The sequence below is a fragment of the Dialister succinatiphilus YIT 11850 genome (assembly GCF_000242435.1).
GTDB classification, from domain to species: Bacteria; Bacillota; Negativicutes; order Veillonellales; family Dialisteraceae; genus Dialister; species Dialister succinatiphilus.
Map to the genome: position 1 here is coordinate 273,718 of NZ_JH591187.1, position 12,994 is coordinate 286,711.

Here is a 12,994-nt window from a genome sequence, read left to right on the forward strand (position 1 = left end):
AACTAAAATAGACTTATCACAGTCATTTCTATAGAAAAAGGTGAAGTTATGAAGATTCTTGTAACCGGCGGTGCCGGCTTTATTGGTTCCCATCTGGTGCGTCAGCTCATGGAAGCAGGGGATGAGGTCATTTCCCTGGATAATCTCTCCACGGGCCTTCGGGAAAACCTGCCGGAAGGAGCCCGGCTGGAAGTGATGGACACCCATGACGACAAAGTGGAAGACCTCTTCCGCCAGGAACATTTTGATGCTGTAGTCCACCTGGCTGCCCAGACCCTGGTGAGCGACTCCATGGTGGACCCTGAAAACGATATGTACCAGAACATTGCAGGTACCGTTCATATCATGGAATGCTGCAGGAAATACGGCGTAAAGCGGGTAATCTTCTCCTCCTCCGCCGCCACCTATGGCGACGTGGACGAGAAAGCCCTGCCTGTGCAGGAAACACTCCCGCAGATTCCCCTTTCCTTCTATGGCCTGACCAAAATGACCGTAGAAAAATACCTGGCCCTCTACCATATGGCCTTCGGCATTCACTACGTGGTACTCCGTTTCTCCAACGTATACGGCGAACGTCAGGGCGATGGGGGAGAAGGCGGTGTCATCAGTATCTTTGCCAAACGACTCGCTAAAGGACAGGACATTACCATCTTCGGAAACGGCAAACAGACCAGAGACTTCGTCTACGCCGGCGACATTGCCCGGGGCATCCGCCTGGCACTGACCACCCCAAATGCCGACACCTGCTACAACCTCAGCACCCAGACAGAAATCAGCCTGAACGAACTGGTCACCATCCTTTCCCGCATTACCGGAAAAGAAATCACCCCATCCTACGGTCCCGTCAGAGAAGGGGACATCTACCGCTCCTCCCTTTCCAACGAAAAGGCAGTGAAAAACCTCCACTGGACCCCGGAAGTATCCCTGGAAGAAGGACTGAAACGGACCTACCAGTACTTCCAGAAACAATGAAATACGAAAAGCGCCCTCTTGAGAAAAAAGGGCGCTTTTTAATTGATAGAAGGCGCCATGACATAGAAAGGCCAATTCCCGTAACGTTCTTGCGGCCCCTTTAGGGGAAGAGGGCCACGAAGTGACGAAGGGTGTGCAAGCGAACTGGATTCATAGGGGAGCCCCGCGACCCGCGAATCCAGTGAGACGCCATCCAGCGAAGTCGGTATGTACGAGGTTAAGAATGATTATGATACTCTTATTCTATGTCTTATCGCCCTAAAGGGGAAACGACTCACTACATTTTGCGCGTCGCTAGCGCTCCTTCATCCACTGCTGTCACTGACTCACTGGATTTTCAGGTCGCTGATGCTCCCTTACAAATCCAGTTCGCATAGTGCATCCACTGCTGTCACTGACTCACTGGATTTTCAGGTCGCTGATGCTCCCTTACAAATCCAGTTCGCATAGTGCAAATCATGTTCGCTGTGCATCGCTTCGCTCAGGGGGCCGCCGATTGGCGGTCAGGACCGCGATGGAGCATCATATCGGTGCTCTGCCCCGTACACCCTTTTGCCACTACGTGGCATTTCCCCTCAAGGGGAAACGAGAAAATAGGTGGCACTGGATATTGTGTCACATATGACACAGACAGCCAATCCCGTAACGCTGACTTCATACTCATCGCCCTGCGGGCGATACCACAACCCTCGGCCTGAAAGGCCGTCAAACTTAAGAACCCTCCGGCCGTCAGGCCGGTCCATCTTAAGAACCCTCACACCGAAGGTGTGTCCAAGGGCAATCCAAAACCCTCGGGGCTAAAGGCCCCGTCAAACTTACGAACCCTTGGGCTCCAAGGGCCTATCCATCTTAAGAACCTTTTTTCCGCAACCCTTCTATACAACCTGCCTGCGTCAGCAGGCCATAACCTTCGGGCCGCAGGCCCGTCCACCCTCTGAACCCTCCGAGACCTGCGGTCTCGGCCCCTTTGGTACTGCGTACCACCTTTCCGCCCACAGTTCGGTGGGGCGGCAAAAGGAAAGCGCCTTAATGGGCAGGCTAGGCGCCTTACTTCGCCCCACTTGGAGGTCCTATGCAGGACCTCCACAGTGGCACAATAAGGATTTCAAATTTCTACTTCACCACTTAGATGTAAACTTTTTAAAATAGATATTTTTTATTCTTTTTTGTTAAATATATTGACGAGAAATGTAAAATTATTTATGATGATACCAGCAAGTACCGGTATATAGGAGGAAATGCAAAGATGGCAAAGGGAGATATGGTGCGCATTACTTATGTGGAACTATGGAATTTTAAAAATGTCAGGCATGGAAGCATTAACTTATTATTGCAGCCCGAAGGCTTTAAGTCCTCTGTGCTGGGCATTTTTGGACAAAATGGTTCTGGAAAGACAGCATTCATAGATTCACTGAATATTTTGAAGCAGGCGCTGTCTGGGAGAATCTTAGATAATCAATATGCAGGATACATTATGTATGGTGCTGAGTGTGCTGTCCTGTCATTTCATTTCATAGTATCAGCAGGCAATATACATTACAGGGTAAAATATACATTTAAATTAAGAAAAGAGGCCGCACTGCCGGATTCCAATGTAGAGGCTTTTAGTGAGACCGAGGAAGACACAGTACAGTATCGCCCTGTGATTTTTGATGAAGAATTGAAATGCGCGGTAGAAACGGAATCTTTAAAATGTCCTATGACCACCGTCATGAATACAAAATCAAATAAAGCCGTATTTCTGCCCAAAGCTAAATATAACCTTCTCATTGACGATAAAACTGCCTATATACAGCTCATGGGGGATAAAGGGATGGCATTGAAGCTGGGGAAATCCTTCCTTTTCTCTTCAGAACTTCTTTCCTTCATACGTAAAAATAAAAATGCCGAAATTTATCGGTTATTGCTTGACTCCCTGGTGCGATTTGGAAACTTCGAGTTATTTGTCATGAAAACAGATATGAACGGGATCATCAGTTTATCCGGGCTTCCCTTTGCATTCCATCTGGAAGGAAGCGCCATTGGGCAAACACTGCTTCCGATAAATAAACCGCCGGTCATTCCAAAAGATATGTTTCGTGTCCTATCTGAAATGATTGGTTATATGAACATCGTCCTCCAGACGCTCATCCCTGGATTGACCATAGGAGTTCACGATTTGGGCACTGCCTTTGTGGGTAAAACGCATATGGAAGGAATCAGGATAGGGCTGACCTCCTGTCGCAATGACCGAGAAATTCCGTTGGTTTATGAATCGGATGGTATTAAGAAAATCGTCTCCGTCCTGCAGCTCTTTATAGAAATTTATAATAGACCGTCTATGACCGTGGCAGTGGATGAATTGGATTCCGGTATCTTTGAATACCTTTTGGGGGAGCTCCTGTCCATCATTCAGGAAAGAGGAAAAGGCCAGCTGATTTTTACATCCCATAACCTGAGGCCTCTGGAAACCCTGCCGACTCTGTGCACCGCTTTTACCACAACAGATCCCGATGAGCGATATATTCGAATCAGAAATATGAAACGCTCCAATAACCTGCGCAGCAGCTATTACAGAAATATTATTTTAGGAAACGATCATTACACATTATATGATGAAACAGAAAATTATAAAATTGCAGCAGCATTCCGCAAGGCCGGAATGCAGGAAGAAGAACGCAGGTTAAATTCCAAAGGGGGCAAACCCAATGCGTAAAAAAGCCATGATTTTCATTTTGGAAGGCCCTTCAGACGATACATCACTTGCCGGCTCCTTAAAGTATATTTTTTCATCCAGCCGGATAGAACCCCTGGTTATGCATGGAGATATCACATCGGATAGGACCATCACAAACAGGAATATAATCAAAAGGCTTCATGAAGAAATCAGAGCATTTTGTAACACAAAATTTCTTACGAAAAGCAACATCCTTAGAATCGTCCATATTATTGATACGGATGGAGCCTTTATTCCCGACGATTTAGTTCAAGAATCCCCTGACTGCAGTCAGATTGTTTATTCAGAAGATAACATCAGATGCAGCTCAAAACAAAACCTCTGCCGAAGAAACCATATAAAGCAACAAAATGTCCAAAAACTGCTTGATACTTATAAAATAGGAGGATTATCCTACAGCGTATACTATATGTCATCAAACCTCGAACACGTCCTTCATAATCGCATCAATCTATCAGATGATGAAAAAGAACAATTATCCTATGATTTTGCAGAACACTGTATGAACAAACCGGAATACTTCATCCAATTAATGACATCCAAAGCTGTTTATATAGATGAATCATATAGAGAAAGCTGGGATTTTATCAAAAGCGGAAAGCATTCACTGGAACGCCACTCCAACCTGGCCTTATGCTTCCACGGCTCATTCGGCTACGAGAGTATAAATAGTCAATAAAGACGAGCCACTTATGGTAAAAACCATTAAAACCGCCTCAAGGGGCGAGGGGAAAACCGCAAAACCGGACTTCGTCCGCTGGAAATACACCCCTTTTGGTGCTAACGCACCACCTTTCCCCCGGAGGGGGCACTTTTACCGGCGCTATGCCTTGCGTTGCTTATGAGGGCAAATACTGAGTGGAGAGCAAACTTCCCCCTCCGGGGGGAAGTACCGCGCAGCGGGGATAGGGGTGCATTTCCTACAGGCGCAGCCTGGTCGGCATGTTTTCCTTTCGCGCCAAAGGCGCGGTTGTATGATTTTACCAAAAGAAGCGGCCCTCTATGATTGTAAAGGCCGCCCACGAAAGGCCCGAAGGGCCCGTCTGAAGTCTGACCATCTGAAATCTGACCGTCTGACGTCTCCCTTCTGATTGTCTCCAATCTCCTCCCGTCATTTCGAGCAAAGTCGAGAAATCTCCCAGAACCATGCTGCCCATGACTCATGACCGAGAAGCTATCGCCCTCAATGCCGTCTGACAGTCTGAAGTCTGAATGTCTGAAGTCTGACCGTCTGATTGTCTCTATCTGCTCAAATCTCAAATCTCAAATCTCAAATCTCAAACATCCCCCTTTTGGTACTGCGTACCACCTTTCCGCCCGCAGTTCGGTGGGGCGGCAAAAGGAAAGCGCCTTAATGGGCAGGCTAGGCGCCTTACTTCGCCCCACTTGGAGGTCCTATGCAGGACCTCCACAGTGGGACAACAAAACGCCCTGTCATTTCGAGCGAAGCGAAGCGGAGTCGAGAAATCCCCCAGCACTATGCTGCCTGCCGTAAGTAGGGATACGTTTCCAGTCACACTGCCAATCTGACGTCTCATTGCCTCTACGCTCCTCAAACCTCAAATCTCAAACTTCAAATCTCAAATCTCCTACATCAAATCTCTATTCTCCCACTCTCTCATCTGTGCTATAATACATAAATAACACACATATAAAACAAAAGGATTTATCTGAACTTTCCGGGGGATTTATGAATCGTAACTATACACAGGCAGCAAGGCAGGACGCAGGCGGGAGACTTTTACCGTCTCTTATTTTTGCCCTGGGTGACTATGCTGCCCTGGCGGTGGCGGGGTTACTGGCGGTGTATTTGAGAAACTGCATTATGACCTACAACACCTTCCGCCTTTCCATGGCCTACCTTTTTCTCTGGCTGCCCATGGTATTTATGTTTTTTATTTTCTATAGCGGACTTTATGGAAGGCGCATGCTTATCTACCGTATGGTGGAGCGCCTTTTCTTTGCGTGTCTGGAAGGGGCCGTGCTTTCTATTATCCTCATGTTCTTTGCCCAGGTATCGGGACAGGTGTCCCGATTCTTCGTCCTGGCCTATGTGGTCATAGCCTTTGTACTCCTTGCCATTGTCCGGGTCATCCTCAGCAAAGCCATGAAGAAGGTGAAGGCCTTCCAGATTCCCGTGCTCATCGTAGGCGCCGGGCAGACGGCGGAGCTGGTGGTGCGGCAGATTCTTCACGACTCCGGCATGCGGTACCGGGTGGTGGGGTTCCTGGAAGACCGCCATCCTGTAGATACCATGCTCCATGGCTTCCCTGTGCTGGGGGGCTTTGGAAATATGGAAGAAGTGATACAGGAAACCGGCGTACACACCGTATTGATTGCAGCGCCCGGCCTTCCCCAGGACGACCTGTCCAACCTGATTTACCGCGCCCAGTCCCTGGTGAAGCAGGTGGACGTCATTCCGAACCTGGTGGCCGTCCCCATGTCCAATGTCACCGCTGAATCCTTCTTCGATGCGAAAATCATGGTTCTCCACATCCGGAACAACCTGGCCAGCCCCTGGAACCAGATGCTGAAGCGTCTCTTCGATATCGTCGCCACCATCTGCGGCGGCATCCTCATATCGCCCATCCTTCTGGCCATCGCCTTCTGGGTCTACCACGACTCCCCGGGGCCCGTCATCTTCAAGCATAGACGGGTAGGAAGAAACGGGAAGGAATTCAACTGCTATAAATTCCGCTCCATGTGCGTGAACTCGAAGGAAGTGCTGGAACACCTCCTGGCCACCGACCCGGAGGCCAAAGCGGAATGGGATAAGGAATTTAAGCTGAAAAATGATCCCCGCATTACAAAGAGCGGCGCCTTCCTCAGAAAAACCAGTCTCGACGAACTTCCCCAGCTCTGGAACGTGCTGAAAGGGGAAATGAGCCTCGTGGGACCCCGGCCTATCGTACAGGCAGAAGTGCCAAGATATGGGAAATATATCAAAGAATACTACTCCGTCCTTCCCGGCATCACCGGCATGTGGCAGACCAGCGGCCGCAGCGATATAGACTATCCGGAAAGGGTCCAGATGGACAGCTGGTATGTCCACAACTGGTCCGTATGGCTGGATATGGTGCTGCTGTGGAGAACCGTGGCAGTGGTATTGAGCCATAAAGGGGCGTATTGAGTCCATGAATAAAAGAGTAAAAGTAGTATTTCTTGACAGGGATGGAGTCATTAATGCGAAAGCGCCGGAAGGTGACTATATAAAGTCTTGGAAAGAGTTTCATTTCCTACCGGGCGTTATAAATGCGATTCGTTTGCTGAATGATAATAATTATCGCGCCATTATCATTACCAATCAGCGAGGAATAGCCAGGCATTTAATGACTATGCAGGATTTGCATGTGATTCATTCCTCTATGGAAGACGTATTACAAAGGTATGGTGCACATATAGACGGCATTTATGTCTGCCCTCATGAGAAGGGAACATGCCACTGCCGCAAACCGGATATTGGCTTATTTCTGCAGGCTGAGCAGGAGTTTCCGGTGGATAAATCCAAGTCCTGGATGGTTGGTGACAGTGAGAGCGATATAGAAGCTGGCCGAAACTATGGGATTCGTACCATTGCAGTTGCAAATCCGATTCCGCTGGCGGATGAGCAGTTTCCAAATTTGTTAAGTGCCGCATATTTTATAGTGAATGGCTGAGGTGGTCTGATGGTTATTACCAAGACACCGTTTCGTATGTCTTTTTTTGGCGGCGGGACGGATATGAAAGAATTCTATGAGGAGTATGGAGGAAGCGTTCTCTCCACAACTTTTGATAAATATTGCTATGTGACAGCCCGTTATTTGCCGAAATTCTTTAATTACTCTTCTGAATTTGTATATTCCCATATTGAGAGGGTCACAGATGTTGACCAGATACAGCACCCATTAATTCGGAACTGTATGAAGTACCAGAAAATGCATCATATACGGTTAGCTTATGACGCAGATCTTCCGGCAAGGACAGGACTTGGCACCAGCTCATCCTTTGCAGTAGGAATGTTGAATGCTTTTCATGCTTTAAAAGGAGAGATGGCGGATAAGAAAAAGCTGGCAAATGAAGCTATTTATGCAGAAAGAATATTATGCCATGAAGCCGGTGGGATTCAGGACCAGATTGCAGCTTCTTTTGGCGGCCTGAATAGAATCGATATGGATGAGGACGGATATCATGTGATTCCTATCGTGATTTCACGGGATCGGAAACAGGAGTTAAATGATTCCCTTATGCTGTTCTTTACCGGATTTTCGCATATGTCGGCCGCCGTGCAGGAAAAGGTGAAAGAAAATTTCCAGGATAAAATACGCCGTCTGCAGGATATGAAGGGCATGGTAGGAGAAGCCCAGAGAATTTTGACGGGCAAAGGAAATTTAACCGAATTTGGCCATTTGCTTCATGAATCATGGCAAATCAAGAGAAGCCTTTCCGGTGGTATTTCTACAGGAGAAATTGATGCTATGTATGAAGCTGCCTTCAAAGCAGGAGCAGAAGGAGGAAAACTCCTGGGTTCCGGGGGCGGTGGTTTCTTGTTGTTTTATGTAGAAAAAGATAAAAAGCCTTATGTTAAAAAGGCTTTGGATAAGCTTCTTTATGTCCCGTTTTCTTTTGAAACAGGTGGCACACGCATCATTTATTACAGAGCAGAAGATCCGGTAAATTTTTGAGGAGGACTTATGACTTATGAAAAAGACAACAGAAGCATATCTGATAGAGTTGCTGGATAGATACCCTGCATTGAAGACCATTGAAGATGATATATATGCAGCTGCTGAATCTTTAATTCATTTGTATCAACATAAAGGGAAGATTTTAATATGCGGTAACGGCGGCAGTGCCGCAGATTCTCTGCATATAGTTGGAGAATTGATGAAATCCTTCAAGCAGTATCGGTCGATCCCCATAGAACTCCGGAACAAGCTTGAGAAATATGAGGATGGCTATGAATTAGGAAATCATCTTCAAATGCCGCTCCGTGCCATAGCCCTTGTTTGTGAGTCCGGATTAAACACGGCCTTTGCCAACGATGTGAATCCGAACTATGTATTTGCCCAGCAGGTCCTTGGCTATGGAGACAAAGGGGACATCCTTATGGGAATCAGCACATCAGGGAATTCCCATAACGTTGTTTATGCAGCTGAAGTGGCTAAAGCCATGGGGCTTACCGTCATGGCACTGACCGGACAGGGCGGTGGAAAGCTGAAAAAATTAGCAGATATCTGTATTGCTGTACCGGAGACGGAAACTTTTAAAGTACAGGAACTCCATCTGCCCGTTTATCATGCTCTCTGCCTGGCAGTGGAAAATGAGATTTTCAAGGTGGGAGATATATCATGGAAGCAGTAATATTAGCCGGTGGATTTGGCACCAGACTGCAAAAGGTAGTTCATGACGTGCCCAAGCCCATGGCACCCGTTGCGGGTAAACCATTTCTTTCCTATTTACTTGACCAATTAGATAGACAGGGCTGTACCCATGCTGTTCTGGCAGTGGGCTATAAAAGGGAAGTCATTCAAAACTATTTTGGCTCCGGTTACAAACGTATTTCTCTTTCCTATTCTGTAGAGGATAAGCCGCTTCTTACCGGTGGGGCATTGAAAAAGGCATTACAAATGGTTACGGAAGATGCGGTGCTTGTGTTAAATGGAGATACGTTCTTTGGCGTAGATTTCTCTAAAATGATGGATTTTCATTATCGGACTCATTCTGACGCTACACTGGCAGTAAAAGAGCTTCGTGATTTCTCACGATATGGGACAGTCCACTTTGATGATGATTATAGAATCACCAAATTTGTAGAGAAAAAAGCATGTCCGAAAGGTTTTATCAATGGTGGAGTATATGTACTGAATCGTAACCTTTTTTGTGATATTCCTCAGGATAAATTTATGATGGAAAAAGACTTTCTGGAAAAGTATGTAGACACAAAATTGTTTAGTGCTTTTCCATGTGACAGTTATTTTATAGATATTGGCATTCCGGAAGATTATGAAAAGGCAAATAAGGAGTTTCGCAAGCTGGTATGAAGAATAAAAGGCTGCTTTTTGTAACGACAAGGCTTTTCTGGCCAACGGATAGCGGGAGGAAATTAAGCCTGTACTATTACTGCAAAGGCATTCATGAAAAATATAATTGTGATATTTATATCTATTCCTTTCTGGAAGCAGGACAGACAGAGAAAGATATAGAGGAAAAACCTGAATTTATCAAAGAGGTTCGGCTGGCGCAGACCATTGGAAAAGTCGAGAAAATTCAAAATCTTGTGGCAAAGACGTTGCTTAGTCGAAAATGGCCGATTCAGTGTTCTTTGTATTATAGTGAGCAAAATGCTGAACGCATAAAAAAGTACTGTAATGAAATTCAGCCGGATTATATTTTTACTGATATGATTCGTACATCCATGTATTATGATTCCTTTCAGCACAGTCATGCAGTAAAAGTGTTGGATATGGATGATTTGTTATCAGCCCGCTACGAAAGGCAGCTGCATGCCAGGTATAAATCTAATATTTCCGGGCAATATGCTGGCAGACTGCCCGGCATCATCAATAAACTTATTGGAAATCAGGTGGTGCGCAATGCAGTCCTTGCTATGGAAAGAGAACTGACGGCAAAAGCAGAAATTCATTACTCCAAGCTTTACGACCAGGTTATTTTTGTTTCTGCAGTAGAAACAGCTTATCTCAACAAGAAACTGCCGGGAAAAGCTATAACGATTCCTGTTGGAATTAATGCTGTTCCGGAAGGGGAATTGGCTGGAATACCCGAGAAAAATCTTCTTTCCTATGTGGGCAATCTAAAAGTGGCAGCAAATGTAGATACACTGCATTGGATTATTTCCGATATACTTCCTAAAATTCATCACGATGTGAAATTCATGGTTATCGGAAAATGCCCGGATGATATCAGAGAGAAATATAAGGGTAATAATCATGTCATATTTACTGGACGTGTTGACAATTTAGTGGAATATATTCGAAAAAGCCAGATTTTCCTTTCACCGATTCTTTATGGTACAGGAATCAAGACAAAGATTCTGGAAGCCATGTCTATGGGTGTACCGGTTGTGACTAATGACGTTGGAGCAGAAGGAATTGAAGCTAAAGATGGTCAAGAGTTCTGGGTTAGGAATGACTCTGCGGCCATAGCTGGACAGGTAGACTATTTACTCGGACATTATGATGCTGCACTGAGCGTGGCTGAAGCTGGGAAAAAACTGGTAGAGGGAAAGTATGAATGGAACAGAATCTGGGAAAGCTTTCAGGAAGTTCTCACTTAAAGAGGATTGAAGATGAATATTTTATACATTACTGATAATAACATTATGGGACATGGCGGCGGCTGCTTAGGAGCACGGAAATACTATAGTGCGATTAAGGCTTATGCAGAGAAGAAAAATGCGAATTTTAAAGTCATTTCCCTGGGACAGAATATGCCGGAAGCTATGGATGTAGATGTTGTTAAAAATAGGAAACTGGATAAAAGTGCCAGGCTGCATGGCCATAGCAATTTTATGTATTTCACCTGGGAAAAGCATAAAGATAAAATCATGTCATATCATCCGGATGTGCTCTTTTTAGGGCGTACACGGTTGGGATTTATTGCTAAAGAATTTAAAAGGGTACAGCCTGAAATCAAGATTATTACGTTTGTAGACAATATTGAATATGATTATGTTGATTCCTACTTTGCTTTGGAAAAGGGAATTAAAGGAAAAATCCTTAAAACAATTGAAAAGCATGTGGTGAAAAATGATGAAGGAGATGCAGTAAAATATAGTGACAGACTTGTCTATTTGACTCAAAGAGATGTAAAACGATGTAAAGAACTCTATCATTATAATGATCCATATGAGTATATTCTTCCTATATGTTTAGAGCATACTCGTAACTTGAAAATAAAAAATCCTAAGAAGACAGTAGCATTTATAGGAAGCTTAGGGTATGGCGCTAATGTATCGGCAGTAGAAATGCTGATAAAACAGGTGTGGCTTCCAAATTTTGCTCAAAATGATGACTTCCAGCTCATAATTGCCGGCGGGAACCCGGCAGATGAGATTTATCGCTGGACAAAACTGGCTCCCAATATTAGACTGGTGGCGAACTTCAATGAACCGGAAGATTTTCTCCCTCAAAACAGCTTAATGGTAGCGCCTATTCCCACTGGGGCGGGAATGAAAGTGAAGGTTGCTGAAACTCTTAGCATGGGGCTTCCTATTGCTGGAAGTGATGAGGTGCTGGTTGGATATGAAGATGCTATAAGAGATGTTAAATTGGGTGGTATTCGGCGGGCTAATAATGCGGCTGAATTTACACAGGCAATTCGTGAATTTTCAGAGATGTGTGAGCAAGATCTGGTGCATATTGCCTTAGAAAACAAGAATCTTTTTAACAAGTATTACACTTTTGAAACAGCTAAGGAACTAATAATTGATATATTAGGGAAATTGGCTTAAATTTTATAGGGGCGTTTGCTTAATTTTTATAGAGGCGATTATCTTTTATTTAGAAAGCTAATTATTATTATCTATTGTTACATGCCAGTTGTTCAGTTATACCTATGCTATTAGCCGTAATCAGAAAGGAGCAGTCTTTATGTGTAGTGAATTTTATACTAAAGATGAAGTTATGACAGTTCTAAATGATTATAAAGTCACACATTTATATCATGCGAATACTGTGAAAACGGCATGTTCTTATTTAGCTTATAAAGGGCTTTTTTCTCGGCGGAAAATGGAAGTAAAAGGATATCCTCAGACGGCACAAAGCAGTGACAGAATTGATATGAAATATGGAATTTATAATGATATTTTTTTTGATAGTTGTGATATTCACAACAGGGCACATAATGTTAATAAATATGGCCCTGTGTTATTTGTATTTTCCAATAAGGTCATATACGAAGCTTGCCATATAGCAATTACTCGAAAGAATCCCATTTACTGGGGAAATTCTTATCAGCTCAATGAAAATGAACATTATTTTACCAATATTGAGGATCTTAGAGCAGGATTTTGTTATGGGAATTTTGGCCAAAGTATTACCTTTCATAATCAAGAGCAGGTGTCATTTAATACCTTGCAAGGGATTGTGCTTGATTGTTTACCTGATGATTTATTGAGACAGGAAAAATATAAACAAAAATGGGATTCGGCATATTGTAGATTAAAATACTTTGTGAAACAATTGAATAAGCAAGTTCCTATCACTCTTCGTTCATGTGATGAATTGTGTCAATGTAGTGATTTTTATCGTAACAATTATTTAGAGATAGATAGATTTTTTGATATGTGAATTATTTATGGAGGTATCG

General features: G+C 44.4%; 11 protein-coding genes. All 11 read left to right on the plus strand.

Annotated features, from left to right (window positions below; all coding sequences use genetic code 11):
* Positions 1 to 48 precede the first annotated feature (48 nt).
* Positions 49 to 972, plus strand: coding sequence for an NAD-dependent epimerase/dehydratase family protein (locus HMPREF9453_RS01120; RefSeq protein ID WP_008858716.1), 924 nt, complete (start codon positions 49 to 51; stop codon positions 970 to 972).
* A 1,246-nt stretch (positions 973 to 2,218) separates the two neighbouring features.
* Positions 2,219 to 3,667, plus strand: coding sequence for an AAA family ATPase (locus HMPREF9453_RS01125; RefSeq protein WP_008858717.1), 1,449 nt, complete (start codon positions 2,219 to 2,221; stop codon positions 3,665 to 3,667).
* Positions 3,660 to 4,367 (plus strand): hypothetical protein, encoded by a 708-nt coding sequence (locus tag HMPREF9453_RS01130; protein ID WP_008858718.1) that lies wholly within the window; start codon positions 3,660 to 3,662, stop codon positions 4,365 to 4,367. The genes HMPREF9453_RS01125 and HMPREF9453_RS01130 overlap by 8 nt, the downstream gene beginning before the upstream one ends.
* A 1,011-nt stretch (positions 4,368 to 5,378) precedes the next feature.
* The gene (gene wbaP / locus HMPREF9453_RS01140; protein WP_008858721.1) at positions 5,379 to 6,818 is read left to right on the plus strand and encodes an undecaprenyl-phosphate galactose phosphotransferase WbaP; all 1,440 of its coding nucleotides are present in this window, start codon (positions 5,379 to 5,381) and stop codon (positions 6,816 to 6,818) included.
* Positions 6,819 to 6,822: 4 nt separating this feature from the next.
* Entirely contained in the window at positions 6,823 to 7,344 is a 522-nt protein-coding gene (locus HMPREF9453_RS01145; protein WP_008858722.1) for a D-glycero-alpha-D-manno-heptose-1,7-bisphosphate 7-phosphatase, read from the plus strand.
* A gap of 9 nt (positions 7,345 to 7,353) precedes the next feature.
* Entirely contained in the window at positions 7,354 to 8,349 is a 996-nt protein-coding gene (locus HMPREF9453_RS01150; protein ID WP_008858723.1) for a GHMP family kinase ATP-binding protein, read from the plus strand.
* A 16-nt stretch (positions 8,350 to 8,365) separates the two neighbouring features.
* Positions 8,366 to 9,028 carry a D-sedoheptulose-7-phosphate isomerase gene (locus HMPREF9453_RS01155; protein WP_008858724.1) on the plus strand — a complete coding sequence of 221 codons (663 nt, stop codon included), beginning with the start codon at positions 8,366 to 8,368 and terminating at the stop codon, positions 9,026 to 9,028.
* Complete coding sequence (locus HMPREF9453_RS01160) at positions 9,016 to 9,708, plus strand: nucleotidyltransferase family protein (RefSeq protein WP_008858725.1); 693 nt, start codon at positions 9,016 to 9,018, stop codon at positions 9,706 to 9,708. The genes HMPREF9453_RS01155 and HMPREF9453_RS01160 overlap by 13 nt, the downstream gene beginning before the upstream one ends.
* Positions 9,705 to 10,961 carry a glycosyltransferase family 4 protein gene (locus HMPREF9453_RS01165; protein ID WP_008858726.1) on the plus strand — a complete coding sequence of 419 codons (1,257 nt, stop codon included), beginning with the start codon at positions 9,705 to 9,707 and terminating at the stop codon, positions 10,959 to 10,961. Before HMPREF9453_RS01160 ends, HMPREF9453_RS01165 begins: the two co-directional genes overlap by 4 nt.
* 12 nt (positions 10,962 to 10,973) lie before the next feature.
* On the plus strand, positions 10,974 to 12,137 hold the full coding sequence (locus tag HMPREF9453_RS01170) for a glycosyltransferase (RefSeq protein WP_008858727.1): 1,164 nt from the start codon (positions 10,974 to 10,976) through the stop codon (positions 12,135 to 12,137).
* 139 nt (positions 12,138 to 12,276) lie between these two features.
* Positions 12,277 to 12,975, plus strand: a complete 699-nt coding sequence (locus HMPREF9453_RS01175) for a hypothetical protein (protein ID WP_008858728.1) — start codon at positions 12,277 to 12,279, stop codon at positions 12,973 to 12,975.
* Positions 12,976 to 12,994: the final 19 nt, after the last annotated feature.

Excerpts from the sequence above, each read along its gene's own strand:
- HMPREF9453_RS01150 (WP_008858723.1), top strand. The coding sequence starts at position 7,354 with ATGGTTATTACCAAGACACCGTTTCGTATGTCTTTTTTTGGCGGCGGG.
- HMPREF9453_RS01125 (WP_008858717.1), top strand. The coding sequence starts at position 2,219 with ATGGCAAAGGGAGATATGGTGCGCATTACTTATGTGGAACTATGGAAT.
- HMPREF9453_RS01145 (WP_008858722.1), top strand. The coding sequence starts at position 6,823 with ATGAATAAAAGAGTAAAAGTAGTATTTCTTGACAGGGATGGAGTCATT.
- HMPREF9453_RS01155 (WP_008858724.1), top strand. The coding sequence starts at position 8,366 with ATGAAAAAGACAACAGAAGCATATCTGATAGAGTTGCTGGATAGATAC.
- HMPREF9453_RS01120 (WP_008858716.1), top strand. The coding sequence starts at position 49 with ATGAAGATTCTTGTAACCGGCGGTGCCGGCTTTATTGGTTCCCATCTG.
- HMPREF9453_RS01175 (WP_008858728.1), top strand. The coding sequence starts at position 12,277 with ATGTGTAGTGAATTTTATACTAAAGATGAAGTTATGACAGTTCTAAAT.
- HMPREF9453_RS01160 (WP_008858725.1), top strand. The coding sequence starts at position 9,016 with ATGGAAGCAGTAATATTAGCCGGTGGATTTGGCACCAGACTGCAAAAG.
- HMPREF9453_RS01170 (WP_008858727.1), top strand. The coding sequence starts at position 10,974 with ATGAATATTTTATACATTACTGATAATAACATTATGGGACATGGCGGC.
- wbaP (WP_008858721.1), top strand. The coding sequence starts at position 5,379 with ATGAATCGTAACTATACACAGGCAGCAAGGCAGGACGCAGGCGGGAGA.
- HMPREF9453_RS01130 (WP_008858718.1), top strand. The coding sequence starts at position 3,660 with ATGCGTAAAAAAGCCATGATTTTCATTTTGGAAGGCCCTTCAGACGAT.
- HMPREF9453_RS01165 (WP_008858726.1), top strand. The coding sequence starts at position 9,705 with ATGAAGAATAAAAGGCTGCTTTTTGTAACGACAAGGCTTTTCTGGCCA.